This window comes from Parcubacteria group bacterium, from assembly GCA_016181765.1.
Taxonomy (GTDB): Bacteria; Patescibacteriota; Patescibacteriia; order UBA2169; family UBA2169; genus CG10-46-32.
The window spans coordinates 133,046-154,307 of the sequence record JACOYR010000001.1 but is presented as its reverse complement, the minus strand read 5'-3'; the positions used below and the strand labels follow the sequence as shown (position 1 = coordinate 154,307).

Below are 21,262 nucleotides of genomic sequence, written 5' to 3'. Positions count from 1 at the left end.
CGTATGTATAATTTTCCCAAAACAATCAATATAGGGGGCAGGTTAATCGGCGAAGGTCAGCCAGCACTGATTATTGCTGATATTGGCGCGAATTTTGACCGCAATTTGGATAAGGCAAAGGAGCTTGCTTTGGCGGTCAAACAAGCGGGCGGCGATGTGGTTAAAATCCAAAGCTTTCTCGCGCCCAAGATCGTATCCGGCAAAGGTTTTGCGTCCATGCAACTCAAAGGCGTGCACGGCAGCTGGGGCAGGCCAGTCGATGAAATTTTTAAAGAAGCGGAATTTCCTCGCGAGTGGCATAAAGAGTTTTTTGACTACTGCAAATCAATCGGCATTATGGCATCCAGCGCGCCGTACGATTTTGAGGCGGTTGACCTTATGGAAGAATGCGGAGTTGATTTTTATAAAATCGGCTCCGGGGACATTACCTGGCTTGAAATGCTTGAGTACATTGCCCGCAAAGGAAAGCCGGTAATTCTTGCCACCGGAGCATCAACACTCGCGGAAGTGGATGAGGCAGTTGCCGCCATTGCCGCAACCGGCAATATAGATTTGGCGCTTTTGCAATGCATTACCAATTATCCTTCAAAAATCGAGAGCGCAAACCTAAATGTACTAAAGACGTACCAGGAATCCTATGGCATTATTACCGGATACTCGGACCACACGCCAGGGGACACGGTGGTGCTCGGCTCAATTGCGCTCGGCGGCAAAGTGATTGAAAAGCACTTTACGCTTGATAAGAGCGCGCACGGGCCGGATCATCCGCATTCAATGGACCCAAAAGAGTTTGGCGCAATGGTCCGGAGAGTCAGGGAGATGGAGCAAGCGCTCGGAAGCGCAAAAAAAGAAGTTGTCCCCGAAGAATCGGAAACCGTGATTGTCCAGCGGCGCGGTTTGTGCGCCAAGGTTGATGTCAAAAAGGGCGAGGCATTTAGTGGAGAGAATGTCATAGAACTGCGTCCGGCACTCGGTATTCTGCCGAAACACAAAAAAGACATTATCGGCAAACCGGCTAAGCGCGACATTTCTGCGGGCGAGCCAATTAAGTGGGATGATGTGGCTTAAATGTATGAATACAGAACTTGCAATAATTGTCGCTATCGTGAGCAATGACACGGTGAAAAAATCTGATGCAGTTGTTTTGCTTGAGGGGGATGGTTTGGCGCGACGTGATGAAGTTATTCGAATTTTTGAACAAGGACTCGCGGATTATGTCGTGGTTTCGGGTGGATTTGAGGGAAACCCGGAAGTTGCCATTCCAGCCCCGGGACTTGCTGAGGAACTGTACGCAAGAGACATTCCCAAAGAAAAGATCATTCTTGAATCGGCATCACAAAACACATTTGAACAAGGTACGGAAGTTATGAAAATTATTGCCGAGCGCGGTTGGCAGAAAATCATTCTGGTTGCTTCACACTATCACCAGTTGCGGGCATACCTCACATTTTTACAGGCAATGAAAAACGCCAATCTCAAGATTCAGATATATAATTCGCCCGCACGAGATTTGGCGTGGTTTGCAAAAGTCATTGACAAGAATCGCAAAGAATTGTTTGAAGGCGAGATTCAAAAGATAGAGGAATATTCCGCAAGGGGCCATGTCGCATCAATCCAAGACGCATTCAAATATCAAGAATGGAAAGAGGCGCAAGCATAACGTCATATATGGATATTGCAGTAGCTAAAAAAATAATGGGCAGGAATTTTATTGGGCCGGATGAGCTTAATGCAATCAGTTCACAACTGAGCATTGCGCGCGTATTAAAATCACCGAAAATTCCTTTTTCCGCGCAGACACTTAAAAAGTACCGCGCAAGCGCTGTGTTGATTCTGGGTGTTCCAAAGTTTAAGAGCGGCAAAAATGTAACCATCAACAATATGCGTAATCGGTTCGGGATGAATCCAAAAAAACAGCCGTGTTTTTATAATCAGGACTGGTACCTTAAAGAAAGATTTGCATCTCAGGCTTTGGGAGCGCAATGGCACCTGGTCAGCGCGAGTATCAAATCCGCAACGCGCGGCAAGGAGCCATCGCGCATAAAAGGCCGGAAATTGTTTCCATCAGCAATACTCGCCGCGTTTACCTTTTTTGCGTACTATCTGCACACAAAAGGTGGCACGCTCTGGAAACATGATTTTATCTGGTGTTCAGACACGGATGGCAATGGCGACCAGATATACGTTGGCCGGTATTGCGACTGGAAAGCCAAAAGCAAAAAAGGTTTTAATATTCACCGCCATTTGCGCATCCGCGCAAACTATGGCGCAGCTCCGGAGATTGTATGAGAACCGTTGCACTCATGATAGCCAAAAAAGAAAGCAAGCGTTTGCCGGATAAAAATTTCAGGGATTTTTGCGGCAAACCAATGTTTGTGTGGAATTTGGAAAAGTGCCTTGATTTGTTTGATGAGGTGTATGTAAGCTCTGATTCGGATTTTATTCTTGAAGAAAGCAAAAAGCTCGGCGCCTGCCCCATTAAGCGGCCGGTCGAGCTATGCAAAAGCGATGTGCCGAACATTGATGTGTACCAACACGCTTTTGAACACATGGACAACCCGGATGGCATTGTCGCGGTCAAGGCGGACTCACCGACAACCAGGTCGGAAATCATCCAGCAAACAAAAGAGCTTATGGAGCGTTATGGGTATAATGAAATCATGACCACATACCCAATCCGCGGCTACGAGCCAAAAAATTGCGTGTACGGCTCCGTGTGGGCGCTTTCGCGGGAACGTTTGGAGAATTATCTTGACGCGTGGAATCCGGAGCCGGAACTGCTGATTGTCGACGATGCCGTTGATATCCATACTGAAGAAGATTTTAAAAAGGCCGAAGCCCAGCTGCTGGCCCGTCAAAAGTAATTTGTGCGTATGCAAAACAACACCTACCAAGTTTGGAAAAAAATTCAGCAGCCAATCAATGAGCATGAGTTTTTGGTTGGAAAGACCTTGGCGCATGAACTCGCGGGCAAGCATTACCGCGACATTGCTATCCAATATATTTTTATTACCCCCGAGGATGTGGAAAAGACATTCAAACTCCTTCCATTGGCATGGGATAGTTTTCAAGGCCGCGGTGTGGATCTGGGCGGCGGTATTGCGTGCATTTCCTCCATCATCGCGCGGAAAGAAGAAGTTAAAGACATCCATTGCGTGGAATACACCGAAGAGCTGGTTAAGCTGTGCCAGCCCATTATCAAACAAAGCATTCTTGGCGACCGCGCGGATAAAATTGTTTCCGTGGTTGGGGACTTTAACAATCTGGAGCTTCCGGACGCGAGCATGGATTTTGCGGTTTCCTGGGATTCCATCCACCATTCGTACGAGCCCGTGAAAACACTTTCCGAGTGCCGCCGCGTGCTTAAAAAGGGAGGCAGGCTTGTTATTATCGACCGAGCGCACAACAACAGCACTCCTGATTCGGAAATTGAGCGTATGCTCAATATTGTGTACGACAAAGAGTATCTGCGGAAAAATTACCTTGATGAAAACATGACCTTGACGCGTCGCGACAACGGCGAGCATGAGTGGCGCTATCAAGAATTAGAACATTTTTTTATCGAGTCGGGATTTAAGCTCCTCTCCCGCGTTGCCATAAAAACAGACACTCCAGATAATCGCGCGCTCAAAAACGACGTTGGCGATGTAGAGCTACTCGTGCCGTTTAACATGGGCGGATTCGGCCATCGCAAAGTGGGGTTTGTGCTGGAGGCATTATAATATGCGGAAAACGATTTTTATCACCATTACCAGATCATTCATCACCAGAAACATTTTGCGTTGCGGAGTGTTGGATTTGCTTAAAAAGAAGGGTTACAGTGTTTTTGTTTTTTTTCCAGCCAAGAAGATACCTGCGTATTTGAAAGATGAATTTGAAGATGATCAGGTAACATTAGTTCCGGTTCAGGTTGCTTCAACACGATTGCACCGCATATTTACGAAATTTAGTTTTAGGTATCTGCTTTTAAGCAAATCAGCGAAACATTCCGCGTTTGATTTTAATGAAAACGCCAAAACCCGTTTTGCCTCAAAAAAATTTTTGAAACAGACAAAAATTATCCCTTGGCTGCGTTACCTTTATTTAATACTCATGAGTAAAAGTACAACTATAAAACATTTATACCGGTTTATAGAACAAAAGTTTTTTGCGCAAAAACATCCCCAAATTCAATTTTATTTTGATACATATAAGCCGAATATAGCACTTTCCACATCTTTTGTGTCTTACCTGGATACCAGTTTCATAAAAGAAGCGAAACGGAGAAGGATTCCGGTAGTTTCCATGCCAAAAAGTTGGGACAATATAACAGTGGGATACATGCAATTTTTGCCGGATTATTTTATTGTTCCAAACAAACCATCAAGAGATGCCGGAGTTTACCTGCAGAATATTCCTGCCAGAAGAGTGCGTATTGTTGGCATTCCTCAGTTTGATTGGTATGTTCGGGAAGATATTATTAAAAGCCGCGAAGAACATTTTAAAAAGAAAGGCCTGGATCCGGCGCTTCCATTAATTTTTTTCGGCTCCGAGGGCGTTTGGGCGACACGCGACCACGAAGTTGCGGAAATGATATATGGATGGATGACAAATAACGAATTAACAAAACCTTGCCAATTAGTGGTGCGAGCCCATTACACTAACGCATATATGGATATTTTTAAAAAATTACGAAATAAAAAAGGAGTTGCCGTAGACGACTACCGGATAGTTGATTTTATGCCGGATAGGTGGGATCCAGACAAGGAAGAAATCATTGATTTTGTTAATACGCTTTATCACTGTGATATTATGATTAATGCCGCTTCTACGCTAACACTAGATGCCGCCTGTTTTGATAAGCCAATCATAAACATTGGTTTTGGTTGCGTCTATGAGGATGGGGATAGAAACGGGAAAGACATTACTTCAACGATGTATGATTCTGATCATTTTACTTGGGTATTAGAAACAGAAGCAACAACAAAAGTGGACACTCCAGCCGCATTAAAAGAAGCGATAGACGGCTACTTGCACAACCCGACACACAAAGCGCAAGAAAGGGCATTATTGCGCGAGAAACTTTGTTATAAAGTAGACGGGAAATCTTCCCGGAGAATGGTTGATTATTTAGATGAAATATTAGAAGATGGCTCGCGGAAGCGCCTACCGGCATAATTAATTCATTAAACCAATCCTAACAAGTATATGATTGTCCTTGGAATCAACGAAAATCACAACGCAACCGCCGCCCTCATCAAAGACGGCAGGGTTCTGTATGCCGCATCCGAGGAGCGCATTACGCGTTTGAAAAATGATGTTGGCTATCCGCACCAGACTATCCGGCGGGCGCTTGCGGAAACCGGTTTGGCCGGCCCTGATATTGATTATGTGGTGTACACATCCGCGCTGCCCTTAAGCCCTATTGATTTTAAGATCAAACGGATTACCACATTTAAAATTGCGGATTATGTCCGGGAAATGCATGAGCATTGGAAACCGCTACTGATAGAAAAAAAGCCCTCAACGTTTTGGGAGAAGATTATGCGGGAACCCCGATTCCAAAATCTTGAAAACCAGTACTATGATTTAGGTTTCCTGGAAACGATAACCATCATCGTTGCCATGCTTCGTTTGCGTATTACGCTTCCAATATCGACAAAACCACTCCTGCGGCAGTGGTTACTGCCGACGGCTGGGGCGACGGAGAGAACGCAACCATCTGGCGCGCGGAAAACGGAAAACTGGAGAAAGTCCACGGAATCAACATGTGCAACCTTGCGCGCATTTACCGCTATGTAACCCTTATTTTGGGCATGAAGCCGTTTGAGCACGAATATAAAGTCATGGGGCTTGCGCCGTATGCAAAAGATTATATTATGGAGCCGGCATATAAAGTTTTTAAAGAGACTTTGGTAGTTGACGGAATTGATTTCAAATGGTATAATAAGCCGCCTGATTTGTACTTTTATTTTAGGGAAAAGCTTGAGGGAATGCGTTTTGACGGCATTGCCGCCGGACTCCAGAAATGGGTTGATGAACTAGTTGTCGAGTGGATGACAAACATTCTGGACCATTTGGAGGTTGATAGTTTGGCGTACAGCGGCGGGCTTTCCATGAATGTTAAAACCAACCAGGCGATTGCGGGCATACCACGACTTAAAAATTTTTTTGTGCCGCCGAGCGGGGGAGATGAGTCAACAGCCATTGGGGCCGCGTATTCAGTGTGTGTGGAGCGCAATATTGCCGTTAATCCGCTTTCCCACGGTTATCTGGGTTTTTCTTTGCCGGATGATGAGGTGGCCGCGTTGATTGAGAAATATCACATCAGAAATTCGTATGCAGTCATAGAAAATACCTCAACAGACGTTATTGCGGATTTGTTGGTGGACAATAAGGTGGTTGCGCGGTGCGTTGGACCAATGGAATTTGGCGCACGCGCGCTTGGAAATCGTTCCATTCTCTGCAATCCCTCCAATTACGACAATATCCGGCTGATAAACGAGAAAATAAAATTCAGGGATTTCTGGATGCCGTTTACGCCAAGTATTCTGGATTACCGCGCCAATGACTATCTGATGAACCCGAAAGGCATTGAATCGCCGTACATGACCATAGCGTTCGACACCACGCCGCTCGGGCAGGAGCACCTTGCCGCGGCCATTCACCCGGCGGATTTTACGGTGCGCCCGCAGATGGTGACCCAGGAAGCAAATCCGGACTACTACGGGCTGATCCGGGATTTTGAGAAGAAGACGGGCATCGGCGCGCTGCTGAATACGTCGTTCAATCTGCACGGAGAGCCCATTGTGCGAAACGCGGAAGATGCCTGGCATACATTCACCAATTCCGGTTTGGATGCGTTGCTGCTTAATACAACATTGATTATCAAACATGCATAAGCTACTTATTATCATTCCGGCACGCTACGGCTCCAAGCGGATTCCGCGTAAGAATATCCGCCCGTTTTTAGGCAGGCCGCTTATTGCGTACACTATTGAGCAGGCAAGAAAAGTGAAGTTCGCCGATCGGGTGATTGTTGATACGGATTCGCCGAAGATTGCCGCGTTGGCAAAAAAGCTCGGTGCGGAGGCCCCGTTTTTGCGGCCCAAGCGCCTGGCGCAGGACACGTCGCAGGGCGTGGATGCGATTTTGTACCTACTTGCCTGGCTCAAAAAGGAAGAGGGGTACGAGCCCACGCACGTTATGATTCTGCAGACGACCTCGCCGCTGCGCGAGATGGAAGATATTGCGCGCTCATGGAAGCTTATGCGGGACTCAAACGCAACCACCGTGCTTACTGTATGCCCTACGCATCCCCGGTTGTACCATTTGGACAGCAAGCAAAATATAGTTCTGGCGAATAAATCAGCACACCCGTCAACTAACGCACAAGATTGGCCTAAGGGATATTTATTGAATGGTTGTTTTGTGTATATTGTTAAAGTAAAGGCGCTTTTGAAAGAAAAACAGGTGGTTACCAAACACACCAAGGCCGTTGTCTGCGCTGCGTGGCGTTCGGTTGATTTGGATACTCCGGAGGATTGGGTGGTCGCGGAACTTTTGTTTAAGAACAGAAAGAGCATTAAAGCGCGCATTAAACGGATATGAAATTGAGATTTTTAATCGTGGGCTTGGGGTCCATGGGAAAACGCAGGATTCGGAACCTACTCGCGAACAACGAGCGCGATATCGTTGGCTTTGATATCCGCCCTGATCGGAACGAGGAAGCAAAGTCAAAATACGGAATCAAAATCATTGCCGATTTTAAAGATATTTCCCCGGATGATTTTGATGTGGTGATTATTTCGACATCTCCGGAGGCGCACGGGGATTACATCCGTTTCGCGCTCAAGCATAACAAACACTTTTTTGTTGAGCATCCGGTTAATGATGATGGTTATGAAGACATTTTTAAATCCGCGGATTTGGATATTATCAAAGCGCCTTCGTGTACTATGCGTTTTTATACCCCGATTAAGATGATGAAAAATATTTTAGAAGAAGGCAGAATCGGTAAAATTTTGGCGTTTCAATATCATATGGGCCAGTACCTGCCGGATTGGCACCCATGGGAGGATTATCGCGAGGTGTATTTTTCTAAAAAAGAAACCGGCGCGTGCCGCGAAATGCTTCCATTTGAGCTGATTTTGCTTAATTGGCTGATGGGTTCAGCTGTTGCAGAAATTTCAGGATCCGTGGAAAAAGTTTCTGATCTGGACATGGAGGCGGATGATATGTTTATGGCAAATATCAAATACGAAAACGGGATTAGGGGAAATATTATGATCGACGTTATTTCCCGCAAGCCGTTTCGGACGTTGCGCGTGTTGGGCTCGGAAGGTATTCTTGAGTGGGAGCGGTTTGATTCGGAGATTCGCGTGTATGACGCGGAATCAAAAAAGACCGAAATAATTTCCGTGCCCAAAGGACATCCAGAAAAAGGCTATGTCAACGAAGAAGAGATGTATAATGAGGAAATTAAAATCTTCGTGGACGCTATTAACAGTCAAGGAGAATATCCTTACACTTTTAAAGAGAACAGCCAACTGCTTAAAACCATGTTTGCTTTAGAAGAAAGTTCGCGAACAGGAAAACGAATTACCGTATGAAGCACGCACGCGCACAAACTATCAAGATAGGAAGAAAAAAAGTCGGATATGGCCATCCTACTTTTATTATTGCCGAGGCAGGGGTCAACCACAACGGAAAGCTTGATGTGGCATTACGGCTCGTGGATGCCGCGGCCATTGCCGGCGCTGATGCTGTAAAGTTCCAGACGTTTAAGGCCGCGGAAGTGACAACTGCAAGCGTTCCTATGGCTGCATACCAGAAAAAAAATATCGGTAAAAAGCAAAGCCAATTGGAAATGCTGCGTCCGCTGGAGCTTAAAGAAGAGTATTATGAAAAAATAATCAAACGCTGTAAAAAGCGCGGCATACTATTTTTATCAACCCCGGGAAGTGGATTCTCATCAGTTGATTTTTTGCAAAGGCTCGGCGTTAAAGCATTTAAAATAGGCTCCGGCGATCTTGCGAATTTACCGGTTTTGGAATATGCTGCTAAATTTAAAAAACCAATGATATTGGGAACTGGAATGTCGACCTTACAAGAAGTTAAGGATGCCATTCAATGCATTAAGAAAGCGGGGAATGATAAGATTATTGCTTTACATTGCACAACCAGCTATCCATGCCCTTTAGGCGATGTTAATCTTGCGGCAATGCAAACCATGATGCATGAATTAGGCGTATTAGTTGGGTATTCCGACCATACGCTCGGCATCCATGTGCCGATTATGGCGGCAGCACTCGGGGCATGTGTTATCGAAAAACATCTCACCCTCGACAAACAGGCAGAGGGCCCGGACCATGCCGCGTCCCTTGAGCCGGAAGAATTTGCTTGTATGGTGAGTGCGATCCACGAAACTCCGGCCATACTTGGATCATCCCAAAAAAAGCCGGTTGTCTGCGAAATCCCCATGATTAAAAACGCACGGAAAAGTTTGGTTACGACGGCCGTTATAAAAAAAGGCGAGCGCTTTACGCGGACAAACATCGGAATTAAACGGCCGGGGACTGGATTGCCGCCGCGTTATTATTCCGTGTTGCTTGGGAAACAGGCAGTAAAGGACATTGCTGCTGATATGTTACTTACCAAAAAGCACTATGGCAAATAAGAAAACAATACTCATAACCGGTGTCGGCGGATTCCTCGGGTCCCATGTTTGCGAGCGTTTCGTGAATGCAGGGTATTCGGTTGTTGGGCTCTACCACAGCACCAAAGAAAAGGCGCGCCATCTTGAGTATAAAAAGAATTTTAAACTTGCAAAGGTCGATATTGCCAATGCTCGGTCTGTATCGAACATTGTTAAACGCATTCAGCCGGCGGGCGTGGTGCATGTTGCGGCTCTGCATTCCCCAAAACCAATAGAGAGCGTTCAGTCGTTTTTTAAGGCAAATGTGCAGGGCACGCTCAATCTGTTGGAGGCGTGCAGGCTGCACGGCGTGAAAACGTTTGTGTATAGTTCTTCAATGAGTATATACGGAACCGGCGTTACAGAATTGCCGGTCCGCGAAACCCATCCGGCGCGGCCGTATGATTTTTACAGTTTTACCAAACTGCTCGGAGAGCAGTCGTGCGAGTTTTACGCGAAAACGCACAGCATCAATGTTGTCGTACTGCGGTATGTCGGCGCGTACGGCCTACGGCGATACTGGGGCGCGCTGGCAAACTTTACCAGCAATGCGCTCCAAGACGCGCCAATCAAGATTGATAATAATATCAACTGGGACATTGTAAGCGCGCCGGACATTGCCCGCGCAAATGAGCAGGCGTTTAAAAAGGCAGGGACGCTCGGGTTTGAAATCATTAATATCGGCAGCGGCAAAGAGGTGAATATAAAAGAATTGGCGGAGAAAATTATTCGGATAAGCAAATCTGCCTCCAACATTGTATGTGGCACAAAGCTGGCTAAAAATCCCGCATCACACTTCTATTTTGATATTGCCAAGGCAAAACGATTGCTGGGATTCAAGCCCACGCCGCTGGATAAAGGATTACAGCAATATATCGGCGAACTTAAAAAGTACAATGTATGAAGATCGTCATTCACCAACCAGAGTATCTCCCGTGGCTTGGATTTTTCGACAAACTCACCACGTGTGATTTGTATGTTGCACTGGACCATGTTCAGTACCAGCGCGGGTTCATTAACCGGAATCGGATTAAGACTCCGCATGGAACCCATTGGCTGACTGTTCCCATTATGCACAAATTTCACCGAAGCTCTATTAACACGGTGCTAATCAATAACCAGACGGACTGGAAACGTGAGCATTTGCTTACGCTGCAGCATAATTATGCGAACGCCCCTTTCTTTAAAAAGCATGCAGATTTTTTTACGGAGACCTTTAGCCGCGACTGGCAAAATATTTCCGATCTTGATATGCACCTGATGCAGTACCTTATGAGCATGCTGGATATAGCGGTTCCCATTCAAAAATCATCCGAGCTCGGAGTTGAGGGCAAAAGCACAGAGTTGCTTATTACTATCTGCAAAAAAGTGAATGCAGATTTCTACCTTTCCGGGGAAGGTGGAAAAAATTATATGGATTTAAAGAGATTTGAAGAAGAAGGCATAGCAGTCGAGTTCCAAGATTTCAACCATCCCGTGTATGAACAGCAGTTTCCCCAGGACGGTTTTGCGCCAAATATGTCCATTGTAGATTTACTCTTTAATTGTGGGCCAAAAAGCCGCGAGATACTTAGCCAAACACTATGAGAAAAATAGCAGTCATAACCGGAGCGCGGTCTGAATATGGCATTTTAAAGCCCGTGCTTTCTGCCATTCAAAAACATCCCCGCCTTAAACTGCAGCTCGTGGTTGGCGGCATGCATCTTTCGAAACAGTTTGGCTACACTATCAACGAAATTAAGAAAGACGGTTTTCGAGTTGCAGCAACATTTAATACACTCCTTACGGGCGACACCGGCGCGCGCATGGCGCAGTCCGCCGGAACGGGCATAATCCAGTTTACCAAGATTTTTAAACGCCTGAAGCCGGATATCGTTGTGGTGCTTGGAGACCGGGAAGAGCCGTTTGCCGCAGCAGTTGCCGGGCTCTGTTCCGATATTCCAGTTGCGCACATAGCCGGCGGAGAGGTGGCAACCGGCGGCCATATTGATGAGGCAATCCGTTTTTCCATTACCAAGTTTTCGCATATCCACTTTGCGTGCACTAAGCAATCCGCGGAGCGGATTAAAAAGCTGGGGGAAGAGCCATGGCGCGTCCACCGAACCGGGTCGCCTGCGCTGGATACCATTCTGCACGCGCTCTTGCCAGGCAAAGATGAGCTTGCTAAAAAGTATAAGATTGATTTTAGAAAACCATATGCATTAGTGATTCAGCATCCATTAACGCTTGAATTCGGCGCACCTCCGCATGAAATGCGCATGACCTTGGGGGCGCTTAAGGAACTGGATGTGGCAAGTATTGTGGTATATCCGAATTCAGATACCTATGCCCGGCGCATGGTGAGCGACATAAAAGCATTTGAGAAGCTTCCGTTTATGCATGCGTACAAAAACGTGCCTTTCGAAGATTACCTTGGGTTGCTGAAGCACACTTCAGTTATTGTGGGGAATTCATCCTCGGCAATTATAGAGGCGCCCTCATTCAGAGTTCCTGCGGTCAACATTGGTCCGCGGCAGGGCGGCAGAGAGCGCGCCGGAAACGTTATTGATGTGGATTATAATAAGGAGCACATACGAAAAGCGATAAAAAAAGCGTTGCATGATACGCGGTTTCTGCGAAAGGTCAAACACCTTAAGAGCCCTTACGGAGACGGACATGCGGCAAAAAAAATCGTCGACATACTGGATACAGTAAAAATTGACGAAGCATTACTCCATAAAAAAATAACCTACTAACTATTATGATTCCACTCACCAGACCAAATTTACCCGACCTCTCATCAATACATAAAAAGATGGAGGAGATGTTCCGCTCGGGCATGATTACCGAATTTAAGTTTACTCGGGAATTCGAAGATCGTTGCGCGCGTTTTTTGGGCGTAAAGCACGTTGTTGCCGTGAATAGCGGAACCAGCGCGCTTCTTTTAACGCTCAAGTGCATGGATTTGAAAGGCGAAGTCATACTTCCGAGCTTTACGTTCACATCAGGTGGTCACACGCTCCTCTGGAATAACCTTAAGCCCGTGTTTGTTGATGTTGATCCCGGCACTTTTAACGTGGATCCGGACGTCATTGAGAAAAAGATCACCAAAAAAACATCCGCGATTATGCCCACGCACGTGTTTGGAAATCCGTGCGACATTAGGGCAATAGGGCGTATCGCAAAAAAGCACAAGCTTAAAGTCATCTATGATGCCGCGCACGCGTTCGGGGCGCGCTACAATAAAAAATCAGTGGCCCAGTTCGGCGATGCCGCCATTTACAGTCTCACCCCGACAAAGCTGCTCACCACTGCAGAAGGCGGGCTTATTGCAACCAACAACAGGCAGCTGGCGCACAAACTGCAGCTTGCCAAGCACAACGGCGACAGCTTTAACCGGAATGAGGAGTTTTTGGGGTTGTCTGCCCGTATGAGCGAGCCGAGTGCTATCCTGGGTATTGAGGGGTTGAAGATTTTGCGCACGGCAATCAAGGAGCGTCGCGCCAAAGTCGCGCGTTACAAAGAAGAGTTGGCGTCAGTTGCCGGGATTTCTTTCCAGGAAGTGCTGCCTAATGCATTTTCGGTATACAAAGACTTGGCAATAGTAATTGATAAGAAAAAATTCGGCGCGTCCCGCGACCAACTGCTTGCCGAACTTAAGAAAAACAATATTCAGACCAAGGCATATTTTGATCCGCCGCTGCACCAAAAGAAAGTCTATGTGAAGTATAAAAATGTGCCTTTGCCGGAAACCAACAGGCTCGCACGCGCTATTCTGGATGTCCCGCTGTATTCGCACATGCCTAACAGCGAAATAATGCACGTATGCCGGGTTATTAAGAATTTATACAAGAAGAACGTATGAATATTCTTGTTATTGCATCGCATGCTGATGATGAAGTACTTGGTTGCGGTGGTTCAATTGCGCAATACGTCAAAGACGGACATCACGTGTACGTCTGCATTGTGACGAGCGCATACACGCCGGATTGGTCCGCGGAGTTCATAACAAATCGGCGTCGCGAGATAGAAGATGCGCACCGCATACTTCAGATTAAAAAGACGTTTCTTTTAGATTTGCCCGCCGCAAAACTGGATACGATTCCGCAAAAAGAGCTGAACAACGCTTTGCTGGACGTAGTTAAAGAAATTAATCCGGATGTTGTTCTCCTTCCCCACGGAGGGGACTTAAACAAAGATCACCGATTAGTTTTTGAGGCAGGATTGGTCGCAACCAGACCGCTCCATGGTCTGCGCATACAAAAAATCCTGTGCTACGAAACCGTATCAGAAACCGAGTGGGGGAGAATCCTGGGGAATTTTGTTCCCACCTATTATGTAGGGATTTCGCAGGAGGGTCTGCAGGTAAAGCTAGGCGCAATGAAGGCATATTCTTCTGAAATGCGGGAGTACCCCCACCCGCGGTCCTTGGAGCTTCTGGAAGCACTGGCAAAAGTTCGGGGTTCTGAGGCCGGGGTTGCGGTTGCTGAAGCGTTTATGCTCGTACGGGGAGTTGAGCATTCTAATAACACGTAACAAGAACTGTATGCAATCACGATTTGATTCATGGGAAGCTCCGGTTATTGAGGAAGGAAAACCCACCCGCTGGCACTGGGTTGTGCGGCATGTGCCGCAGTTTATACTGGGTTCCCATACCGATATTGGCGCTTTTACCTACATAAATGCTAAGAACGGGGTTGATATCGGGGACCATGTCCAGATTGGGTCGCATTGTTCGATTTATTCAATATCAACCATTGACGGCAAAGAGGGGAAAGTGACGCTTAAGAAAAATTGCAAAATCGGGAGCCATTCGGTTATTATGCCGGGCGTTACCATAGGAGAGAATGCCATTGTCGGGGCTTTCTCCTTTGTAACCAAAGACATTCCGGATAATGTTGTTGCGTATGGCGTTCCTGCGAAAGTCATGCGCAACCTTGAAGCAGTATAGCTTGGCGGAAGAGTATTTATTATTTGTTATTAAGCGGCGTGAACTGTATGAAAAATGAATTTATCGGCAAACGGATTTTAGTGACCGGAGGAACGGGCACCATCGGGTCGGCGATTGTGCGCCAGCTTTTAACCTACAATCCGAAACAGGTCCGAATATATAGCCGGGACGAGAGCAAGCAGTTTGAGCTGGAACAGGAGCTTGGAGGCGATTCGAGAGTCAGGTTTTTGGTTGGCGACATCCGGGACAAGGAGCGGCTCAATATGGCCATGGAAAATGTTGATATTGTATTTCATGCAGCCGCGCTTAAGCATGTTACCTCTTGTGAGAATAATCCGTTTGAGGCGGTTAAAACCAATGTGCAGGGAACGCAGAACGTGATTGACTGCGCATTCGCGAACGATGTCGAAAAGGTCATCGGCATTTCAACGGACAAAGCGGCAAGCCCTATGAGTGTTATGGGATGCACCAAGCTTCTTGCGGAGAAGATTATGCTTGCCACATATTTTTACAAAGGCGCGCATAGGACTAAGTTCTGTTTTGTGCGTTTTGGTAATGTGCTGGGCAGTCGCGGTTCCGTAGTGCCGCTCCTGCAAAGCCAGATTCGGCAAGGCGGACCCCTTACTATTACCGACCCAAGCATGACCAGGTTTTTTATGACTATTCAGGATGCAGTCAGCCTTGTGTTTAAGGCCGCAACACTCATGAGGGACCGGGAGATTTTTATTTTTAAGATGCCTGCCTTGAAAATTAAAGATCTGGCAAAAGCGGTTGTGGAGCTGGAAAACGGTGGCAACAGCGCGGCGCTGAAGGTTGCCATTAAGACGATTGGCAAGCGGAACGGAGAGCGCATACACGAAAAGCTGCTCACCGCAGAGGAGGCAGAGAATTCTCTCGAAACCAAGGACATGTTTGTTATTGTTCCACAGGAAGTTCCGGATGCCAAAAAAAAGGCACCGCTGTATCCCGGCGCAAAAAAGGGGCAGGTTACGGAGTATAGTTCCAAGAATGTTAAAAAGCTTTCTGTGGATGAAATTAAAAAAATGCTGCAGCGGATGCAGCAGAACGGATAATTTTTTTGCCATGACCCTCCTCCTCACTATTTCACGCGGCGCAATTGCGCGCAACATGCTGCAGAACGCGTTTTACGATTCGGTAAAGCGGCGTTTTGAAAAGGTTGTGATTGTGACGCCCGCGGCGCATGACGCGCGCTTTCGCGAGGCGTTTGGCGCGCCCAACGTGGAAATGGTTTCCATGCCCGTGGAACAGGATACGTTTTGGGACACGCTGGTTACGCGATTGTATAAGTTCCTGATATTCAACGAGAGTACTGTTGGCCGGGGATTATACTGGTACATAGAAATATCTGGGAGGCTTGCGTGGATTTTTAAGCTGGTTAAGTTTACCGCGATCCGGATGGTGTTCCAACCCCTCTCACATGTCTCCTGGGCGCGCCGCGCCTTGCAGCGACTTGATTATTTGTTTTTACAGAAGCAAGCAGTCGCGCACTATAAGCAGTTATTTGAAAAATACCAGCCAAGTGTCGTATTTGCTACCAATATTATAGAAGAAGAAGCAATCATAAAAGCGGCGCGCCGCCAACAGATTCCGGTTTTTGCCATGCCAAAGACGTGGGACAACCCCTCAAAACGCTACTTCCGTGCAAAAGCCGATAAGGTGTTCGTGTGGAGTCCGTATATGAAGGAGCAAATGATGCGGCTTCAGGATTATCGAGATACCGAAGTGGAGGTGATGGGCATACCCCAGTTTGATTACTACACGGACCGTTCCCGGCATGAGTCGCGCGAAGATTTTTGCTTGCGGGTGGGGCTTAATCCAAAAAAGAAGATTATATGTTTTGGTTCAGAAGGAAAAGTGATGCTGTCTGATGTTCCTATTGCGGAGATGCTATCTGATTTCGTGGACAAACGCATGTTGTGCCAAGACTGCCAGCTGTTTATCCGCCCCCACTTCGGATACAAAAATGACGAAAAAAAGTTTGGTTCGCTGGCAGGCAAGCCCGGCGTGGTTATAGATACATACAATCATCCTTCAAAGGGATTTCGAGATGAGTGGGACTATTCCACGGGACACATGAACCATTTTTTAAGTGTGGTGCGCCATGCCGATGTCCTGGTGAATACCGGCTCAACACTTACGCTGGATGCGGCAGCGCTCGGCACGCCTACAGTACTTATTACCTTTGATGGATACGAGAAAAAACCATTCCATGCCAGCAGCGCGCGCTGGTATGTGTGCGATTACTATACGGAGCTTATGCGCTACCGCCCCGCTTTGGTTGCGCGTGACCCCGAATCGCTTCGCGAAACCATTAATACGCTTCTGCGCGAATCAAACCGGCTGGCGGACAGCCAGAAGGCGGTATGCGCGCGCCTCTGCTTTAAGTTGGATGGTAAGAGCGGCGAACGGTATGCGGACGCCGTAGCGTGCGGTGCGCAAGCACACTATGGAAAATAACAACAAGGCATTTGAATCAAAATGGGCATCTGCGCTCAAGGGCGGCTATCAGGAAGAGCGTTCCGTGTTTGTGCCACAGGGTTATGTTCCGCATACGCAGCGCCAGTTTATCCTGTTCCGTGAGTTTGAGCTGATTGCCGAGATTGCGAAAAAGCACGGAGTAAAAACAGCGCTTGAAATCGGCTGCGGACGCGGCACCATGGCGCTGTACCTTAACCGCTATTTTGGCGTCCGCGTTGCGGCAACCGATATTTCGGAGGACGCGGTTGCGCTGGCAAAAGAAAATTTCGCGCTCCACAACGGCGAAGGAGACATTCTCCGCGCGGATGCGGCAAGGCTTCCATTCGCGGATGATTCGTTTGATATGACCATGTCCGTGGGCCTGCTTGAGCATGTTCCGGACTATATGTCGCTTTTGCGCGAACAGTACCGCGTCCTTAAAAAAGGCGGGGTGCTGGTTTCCATCAACATCCCTAAAAAGGCATCAGTCCAGGCTCTTAACCGTATCTACCGCGCGGCGCGTAGGATTGCCCACCATAAAGAGGAGCACAAAAAAGATTATTTCCGAACCAGTGAAACTCCGGCCCAGTATGCCGCAAAAGCGCGGGCAGCGGGCTTTACGGACGTGTATACATTCCACGCAAACCCGTTCCCCATATTCACTCCCGTCAGCCAGCCCGCCGAACAGCGCCTTGCCGCATTATACGAACGCATATTCCGGGTTCGCGATCGTTTTCTGCAGCATCCTTTTAAAAGTTCTGCTTTGCTTTCCCAAGAACATTTTATGGTGGGAGTTAAATAGCAAGAGTGTGATTAGCAGTGATTAAACAATACATGAATATTCAACCTTCAAGTGAATCAGTTGGAATTTATAACCGTTTTCAAGGTTTTCCCGGTTCTGAACATATTGGCAAGCCCGTGAGCATAGATGCGCTTATCAACATTTGCAGGGACACGAATCCTGAGAGGATTTTGGAGATGGGTGGCGGTATTGGCGCGTTGAGCTATACTCTGTTAAAACATTCCAATGCTTTTCTGGATATCTACGAAGATAATGAATTTTGCCGCAGGGAGCTTAAAAAGAATTTAGCCGAATTTGAGGGTCGTTTCCAGATCATTGATACCTACCGGATGCTGCCGCCAGGAAAATATTATGGCGTGGTGGTTATTGACGGCGGCAACGGGCTCGTGGGGGACGGAGGGTATCCTCTGGCGGCGCAGTTGTTTTTGGAATATCTGGATTCAGTAGATGCGGTATATATAGAAGGGTACCGCGGGCTGCAGCGCGATCTGGTCCGCCGGGCGCTCCAGAAAAAGTACGTATGCGCGTTTCGGGTGCACAAGCAAATATACGTCCAAGGCAAAAAATGGGTGGGCGGACTAGAAGTGCGCTGCAAGCGCTCGCATTCAGCGATTGCGAGGTGGCTGGATTTCATGTTCTGGGAAACGCTTGTTTTTACAAGGAAATACTACTTTAAAGTGCGCGGCTGGTTTTCTTAAATTTTCAGCTTCACAGATGATACCATGGGCATTCCAAAAACAATTAGAGTCATCCCGCGTTTGGATGTAAAAGGCCCCAACGTCATAAAGGGCGTGCATCTTGAAGCGTTGCGCGTGGTCGGCGATCCCGAGGACATGGCAAAGCGCTATTATGAAGGGGGCGCTGACGAGCTTATCTATATGGACATTGTTGCCAGTTTGTACGGCCGCAACAATTTGCTGGATATCGTGGAAAAAGCTTCAGAGCGCATATTTATCCCGCTTACCGCAGGCGGCGGCATCCGGTCCATTGAGGATATTAAGCGCATTCTGCGCGCCGGGGCGGACAAGGTCGCCATTAATACCTATGCGGTTAAAAACCCCGCATTCATCACCAAAGCGGCGCATGCGTTCGGGGCGCAGTGCATTGTGGGATCCATTGAGGCAAAGCGCGTTGGCGAAGGAAGGTGGGAGGCATACACGGACAACGGCCGAGTTGAAACCGGCCTGGACGCGGTTACGTGGGCCCAAAAACTTGTTGATCTTGGGGCCGGGGAGCTGCTTGTTACCTCAATAGACCAGGAGGGCACTGCTAAGGGGTATGATGTGGAGCTCGTTGCACGCATCGCGCCGCACGTTCCGGTTCCGGTAATTGCGTGCGGCGGCGCTGGAAAGCCCAAAGACATGGTTGAAGTCATTACGGCGGGATGCGCGGACGCGGTGTCTGCGGCGCACATATTCCATTACAACAAGCACTCCATTCAATCAGTAAAAGAAGCGTTACGGAATAATTCCATACCGGTTCGGATATGAAAAAAATACTCATCATTGACTACGGACTCGGCAATTTGTTCGGCCTCAAAAAAGCGCTCGCGTACGCGGGCGCAGACGTTTCCCCATCCGAACATCCCGAGGATATATCCGGCGCGGATGCGCTGGTTCTGCCCGGAGTGGGCGCATTTGGAGACGGCATGGCTGAATTTGAAAAGCGGGGTTTTAAACAAGCTGTTCTTGATGAGGTCAAGGCCGGCAAGCCGCTTTTGGGAATTTGTTTGGGCATGCAATTTTTATTTGACAAGAGCTATGAGTTCGGGGAGCAGCAGGGGCTTGGCATTATCCCCGGTGAAGTAAAAAAGATTTCAGTTCCCAATGAGCCGTTCTGTAAAATTCCGCACATCGGCTGGAACACGCTTCTGCCTCCAGACGGGGATGAATTTCGCGGCCACTTGCTTAAGGGAATAAAGCCGGGCTCGCAGGCATATTTTGTTCATTCATATGCCGGATATCCTACTAATTTAGTTGACGTAGCAGCCAATACGTGGTATTGTAAAAGTTCAATTCCAGCTGTAATTGAGAAAGAAAATACCTACGGAGTCCAGTTCCATCCGGAGAAAAGCGGCACTCTCGGCATTCAGATTTTCAAGAATTTTTTTTCACTCGTATGATACGCCAAGAACCAAAATACGGCCTTCCGCAAGAGGTAAAATTCTGCAAGCGGTGCGTTATCCCGAACACCAGGCCCACGGCCTCAAACGAGTACACGCACCAGGTAGCGCGCGGGCACGACTATATTGAGTTTGATGAAGAAGGCGTATGTAGCGCGTGCCGGTTTTGCGATGCAAAATTTGACGGAACCATAAATTGGAAAGAGCGGGAGGAAGAATTATGTGCGTTGCTGGATAAGTACCGTTCAAAGGACGGCTCATACGACTGTTTGGTTCCGGGGAGCGGAGGCAAGGACAGCGTGTACGCGTCCCACATCCTCAAGACAAAATACAATATGCACCCCTTAACCGTGACCTGGGCGCCGCATTTGTACACGGATATCGGATGGAAGAATTTCCAGAACTGGATACATATCGCAGGGCACGACAACTATTTGTTTACCCCGAACGGGGAGGTGCACCGCCTGCTCACCAAGAACGCTTTCTTGAACCTCTTGCACCCGTTCCAGCCGTTCATTCTGGGGCAAAAGACGTTTCCCATTAAAATGGCGGCCCGGTTCGGCATACCGCTGGTGTTCTACGGCCCAAGCCCGGGAGAAAACGGAGGCAACACGCCCATTACGCAGAACAGGTATATCTTGAAAGAAGCAGAAAGCACGGGCCACAAAAGTTCGGGATTTCGGCTTGATTATGTGGATGATACGACTGATTACGACAAAATATATCTCGGCGGAAAAAAGGTTTCAGAGTATCTGAAGGCGGGTGTTTCAGAAGGGGATTTATCACCGTACCTGCCGCTTGACCCGCGGCTTGCGCGAGAATCGGGAATTGAGTTTCATTTTTTAGGGTACTATCTCAAATGGATTCCGCAGGAGTGCTATTACTACGCCGTAGAGAACGCGGGTTTTGAAACAAACCCCATGCGCACCGAAGGCACGTACACCAAGTATGTAAGTTTGGATGACAAGACAGACGGGTTTTTCTATTACACTACGTACATCAAGTTCGGCTACGGCCGCGCCACACAGGATGCGGCGTCGGAAATCCGGCATCGGCACATCACGCGGGAGGAGGGCGTTGCGCTGGTAAATCGGTTTGACGGGGAGTTCCCCAAGAAGTACTTTAAGGAATTTTTAGAGTACGCTGATATTACGGAAGAGAAGTTTTGGGAGACGGTTGATACATTCCGCGACCCGTTGCTCTGGAAGAAAGAAGGGGATACCTGGCAGTTGCGGTACAAAGTGAGTTAACAGA

The 21,262-nt window shown here is 47.7% G+C and carries 23 protein-coding genes; all 23 read left to right on the top strand.

The genetic code is table 11. The features are described 5' to 3' along the window. Window positions 1–3 precede the first annotated feature (3 nt). The 23 genes from HYT31_00800 (at window position 4) to HYT31_00690 (ending at window position 21,258) form a co-directional block, all read left to right on the top strand. Window positions 4–1,068 carry an N-acetylneuraminate synthase family protein gene (locus HYT31_00800; GenBank protein ID MBI2050327.1) on the top strand — a complete coding sequence of 355 codons (1,065 nt, stop codon included), beginning with the start codon at window positions 4–6 and terminating at the stop codon, window positions 1,066–1,068. Then, window positions 1,055–1,660: a YdcF family protein gene (locus HYT31_00795; protein MBI2050326.1), complete on the top strand. Its 606-nt coding sequence runs from the start codon at window positions 1,055–1,057 to the stop codon at window positions 1,658–1,660. The genes HYT31_00800 and HYT31_00795 overlap by 14 nt, the downstream gene beginning before the upstream one ends. An 8-nt stretch (window positions 1,661–1,668) precedes the next feature. After that, on the top strand, window positions 1,669–2,289 hold the full coding sequence (locus HYT31_00790; GenBank protein ID MBI2050325.1) for a hypothetical protein: 621 nt from the start codon (window positions 1,669–1,671) through the stop codon (window positions 2,287–2,289). Beyond that, window positions 2,286–2,864 (top strand): hypothetical protein, encoded by a 579-nt coding sequence (locus HYT31_00785; GenBank protein ID MBI2050324.1) that lies wholly within the window; start codon window positions 2,286–2,288, stop codon window positions 2,862–2,864. Before HYT31_00790 ends, HYT31_00785 begins: the two co-directional genes overlap by 4 nt. Before the next feature lie 9 nt (window positions 2,865–2,873). Beyond that, window positions 2,874–3,722, top strand: a complete 849-nt coding sequence (locus tag HYT31_00780) for a class I SAM-dependent methyltransferase (protein MBI2050323.1) — start codon at window positions 2,874–2,876, stop codon at window positions 3,720–3,722. Between the two features lies 1 nt (window position 3,723). Continuing rightward, window positions 3,724–5,157, top strand: a complete 1,434-nt coding sequence (locus tag HYT31_00775) for a hypothetical protein (GenBank protein MBI2050322.1) — start codon at window positions 3,724–3,726, stop codon at window positions 5,155–5,157. 476 nt (window positions 5,158–5,633) lie between these two features. After that, window positions 5,634–6,881 (top strand): carbamoyltransferase, encoded by a 1,248-nt coding sequence (locus tag HYT31_00770; protein MBI2050321.1) that lies wholly within the window; start codon window positions 5,634–5,636, stop codon window positions 6,879–6,881. Further along, entirely contained in the window at window positions 6,874–7,590 is a 717-nt protein-coding gene (locus HYT31_00765; GenBank protein MBI2050320.1) for an acylneuraminate cytidylyltransferase family protein, read from the top strand. The genes HYT31_00770 and HYT31_00765 overlap by 8 nt, the downstream gene beginning before the upstream one ends. Then, window positions 7,587–8,591, top strand: a complete 1,005-nt coding sequence (locus HYT31_00760) for a Gfo/Idh/MocA family oxidoreductase (GenBank protein MBI2050319.1) — start codon at window positions 7,587–7,589, stop codon at window positions 8,589–8,591. Before HYT31_00765 ends, HYT31_00760 begins: the two co-directional genes overlap by 4 nt. Beyond that, on the top strand, window positions 8,588–9,658 hold the full coding sequence (gene neuB, locus HYT31_00755) for an N-acetylneuraminate synthase (protein MBI2050318.1): 1,071 nt from the start codon (window positions 8,588–8,590) through the stop codon (window positions 9,656–9,658). The genes HYT31_00760 and neuB overlap by 4 nt, the downstream gene beginning before the upstream one ends. After that, window positions 9,648–10,580 carry an SDR family NAD(P)-dependent oxidoreductase gene (locus HYT31_00750; GenBank protein MBI2050317.1) on the top strand — a complete coding sequence of 311 codons (933 nt, stop codon included), beginning with the start codon at window positions 9,648–9,650 and terminating at the stop codon, window positions 10,578–10,580. The genes neuB and HYT31_00750 overlap by 11 nt, the downstream gene beginning before the upstream one ends. Further along, window positions 10,577–11,263, top strand: coding sequence for a WbqC family protein (locus HYT31_00745; protein MBI2050316.1), 687 nt, complete (start codon window positions 10,577–10,579; stop codon window positions 11,261–11,263). Before HYT31_00750 ends, HYT31_00745 begins: the two co-directional genes overlap by 4 nt. After that, window positions 11,260–12,411, top strand: a complete 1,152-nt coding sequence (gene neuC, locus HYT31_00740) for a UDP-N-acetylglucosamine 2-epimerase (hydrolyzing) (protein MBI2050315.1) — start codon at window positions 11,260–11,262, stop codon at window positions 12,409–12,411. Before HYT31_00745 ends, neuC begins: the two co-directional genes overlap by 4 nt. 5 nt (window positions 12,412–12,416) lie before the next feature. Next, window positions 12,417–13,520: a DegT/DnrJ/EryC1/StrS family aminotransferase gene (locus HYT31_00735; protein MBI2050314.1), complete on the top strand. Its 1,104-nt coding sequence runs from the start codon at window positions 12,417–12,419 to the stop codon at window positions 13,518–13,520. After that, window positions 13,517–14,191, top strand: coding sequence for a PIG-L family deacetylase (locus HYT31_00730; GenBank protein MBI2050313.1), 675 nt, complete (start codon window positions 13,517–13,519; stop codon window positions 14,189–14,191). Before HYT31_00735 ends, HYT31_00730 begins: the two co-directional genes overlap by 4 nt. 10 nt (window positions 14,192–14,201) lie before the next feature. Continuing rightward, window positions 14,202–14,606 (top strand): acyltransferase, encoded by a 405-nt coding sequence (locus HYT31_00725; protein MBI2050312.1) that lies wholly within the window; start codon window positions 14,202–14,204, stop codon window positions 14,604–14,606. A 47-nt stretch (window positions 14,607–14,653) separates the two neighbouring features. After that, the gene (locus HYT31_00720; protein MBI2050311.1) at window positions 14,654–15,679 is read left to right on the top strand and encodes a polysaccharide biosynthesis protein; all 1,026 of its coding nucleotides are present in this window, start codon (window positions 14,654–14,656) and stop codon (window positions 15,677–15,679) included. A 10-nt stretch (window positions 15,680–15,689) separates the two neighbouring features. Beyond that, window positions 15,690–17,084 (top strand): CDP-glycerol glycerophosphotransferase family protein, encoded by a 1,395-nt coding sequence (locus HYT31_00715; GenBank protein ID MBI2050310.1) that lies wholly within the window; start codon window positions 15,690–15,692, stop codon window positions 17,082–17,084. Then, window positions 17,074–17,886, top strand: coding sequence for a class I SAM-dependent methyltransferase (locus HYT31_00710; GenBank protein MBI2050309.1), 813 nt, complete (start codon window positions 17,074–17,076; stop codon window positions 17,884–17,886). The genes HYT31_00715 and HYT31_00710 overlap by 11 nt, the downstream gene beginning before the upstream one ends. Window positions 17,887–18,062: 176 nt before the next feature. Then, window positions 18,063–18,584: a hypothetical protein gene (locus HYT31_00705; protein ID MBI2050308.1), complete on the top strand. Its 522-nt coding sequence runs from the start codon at window positions 18,063–18,065 to the stop codon at window positions 18,582–18,584. 24 nt (window positions 18,585–18,608) lie between these two features. Continuing rightward, entirely contained in the window at window positions 18,609–19,376 is a 768-nt protein-coding gene (gene hisF / locus HYT31_00700; protein MBI2050307.1) for an imidazole glycerol phosphate synthase subunit HisF, read from the top strand. After that, a complete protein-coding gene (hisH, locus tag HYT31_00695; GenBank protein MBI2050306.1) occupies window positions 19,373–20,008 on the top strand; it encodes an imidazole glycerol phosphate synthase subunit HisH in 636 nt (211 codons plus the stop codon). The genes hisF and hisH overlap by 4 nt, the downstream gene beginning before the upstream one ends. Next, window positions 20,005–21,258 (top strand): N-acetyl sugar amidotransferase, encoded by a 1,254-nt coding sequence (locus tag HYT31_00690; protein ID MBI2050305.1) that lies wholly within the window; start codon window positions 20,005–20,007, stop codon window positions 21,256–21,258. Before hisH ends, HYT31_00690 begins: the two co-directional genes overlap by 4 nt. Window positions 21,259–21,262 lie beyond the last annotated feature (4 nt).

Excerpts from the sequence above, each read along its gene's own strand:
- HYT31_00800 (MBI2050327.1), top strand. The coding sequence starts at position 4 with ATGTATAATTTTCCCAAAACAATCAATATAGGGGGCAGGTTAATCGGC.
- HYT31_00795 (MBI2050326.1), top strand. The coding sequence starts at position 1,055 with ATGATGTGGCTTAAATGTATGAATACAGAACTTGCAATAATTGTCGCT.
- HYT31_00790 (MBI2050325.1), top strand. The coding sequence starts at position 1,669 with ATGGATATTGCAGTAGCTAAAAAAATAATGGGCAGGAATTTTATTGGG.
- HYT31_00785 (MBI2050324.1), top strand. The coding sequence starts at position 2,286 with ATGAGAACCGTTGCACTCATGATAGCCAAAAAAGAAAGCAAGCGTTTG.
- HYT31_00780 (MBI2050323.1), top strand. The coding sequence starts at position 2,874 with ATGCAAAACAACACCTACCAAGTTTGGAAAAAAATTCAGCAGCCAATC.
- HYT31_00775 (MBI2050322.1), top strand. The coding sequence starts at position 3,724 with ATGCGGAAAACGATTTTTATCACCATTACCAGATCATTCATCACCAGA.
- HYT31_00765 (MBI2050320.1), top strand. The coding sequence starts at position 6,874 with ATGCATAAGCTACTTATTATCATTCCGGCACGCTACGGCTCCAAGCGG.
- HYT31_00760 (MBI2050319.1), top strand. The coding sequence starts at position 7,587 with ATGAAATTGAGATTTTTAATCGTGGGCTTGGGGTCCATGGGAAAACGC.
- neuB (MBI2050318.1), top strand. The coding sequence starts at position 8,588 with ATGAAGCACGCACGCGCACAAACTATCAAGATAGGAAGAAAAAAAGTC.
- HYT31_00750 (MBI2050317.1), top strand. The coding sequence starts at position 9,648 with ATGGCAAATAAGAAAACAATACTCATAACCGGTGTCGGCGGATTCCTC.
- HYT31_00745 (MBI2050316.1), top strand. The coding sequence starts at position 10,577 with ATGAAGATCGTCATTCACCAACCAGAGTATCTCCCGTGGCTTGGATTT.
- neuC (MBI2050315.1), top strand. The coding sequence starts at position 11,260 with ATGAGAAAAATAGCAGTCATAACCGGAGCGCGGTCTGAATATGGCATT.
- HYT31_00735 (MBI2050314.1), top strand. The coding sequence starts at position 12,417 with ATGATTCCACTCACCAGACCAAATTTACCCGACCTCTCATCAATACAT.
- HYT31_00730 (MBI2050313.1), top strand. The coding sequence starts at position 13,517 with ATGAATATTCTTGTTATTGCATCGCATGCTGATGATGAAGTACTTGGT.
- HYT31_00725 (MBI2050312.1), top strand. The coding sequence starts at position 14,202 with ATGCAATCACGATTTGATTCATGGGAAGCTCCGGTTATTGAGGAAGGA.
- HYT31_00720 (MBI2050311.1), top strand. The coding sequence starts at position 14,654 with ATGAAAAATGAATTTATCGGCAAACGGATTTTAGTGACCGGAGGAACG.
- HYT31_00715 (MBI2050310.1), top strand. The coding sequence starts at position 15,690 with ATGACCCTCCTCCTCACTATTTCACGCGGCGCAATTGCGCGCAACATG.
- HYT31_00710 (MBI2050309.1), top strand. The coding sequence starts at position 17,074 with ATGGAAAATAACAACAAGGCATTTGAATCAAAATGGGCATCTGCGCTC.
- HYT31_00705 (MBI2050308.1), top strand. The coding sequence starts at position 18,063 with ATGGGTGGCGGTATTGGCGCGTTGAGCTATACTCTGTTAAAACATTCC.
- hisF (MBI2050307.1), top strand. The coding sequence starts at position 18,609 with ATGGGCATTCCAAAAACAATTAGAGTCATCCCGCGTTTGGATGTAAAA.
- hisH (MBI2050306.1), top strand. The coding sequence starts at position 19,373 with ATGAAAAAAATACTCATCATTGACTACGGACTCGGCAATTTGTTCGGC.
- HYT31_00690 (MBI2050305.1), top strand. The coding sequence starts at position 20,005 with ATGATACGCCAAGAACCAAAATACGGCCTTCCGCAAGAGGTAAAATTC.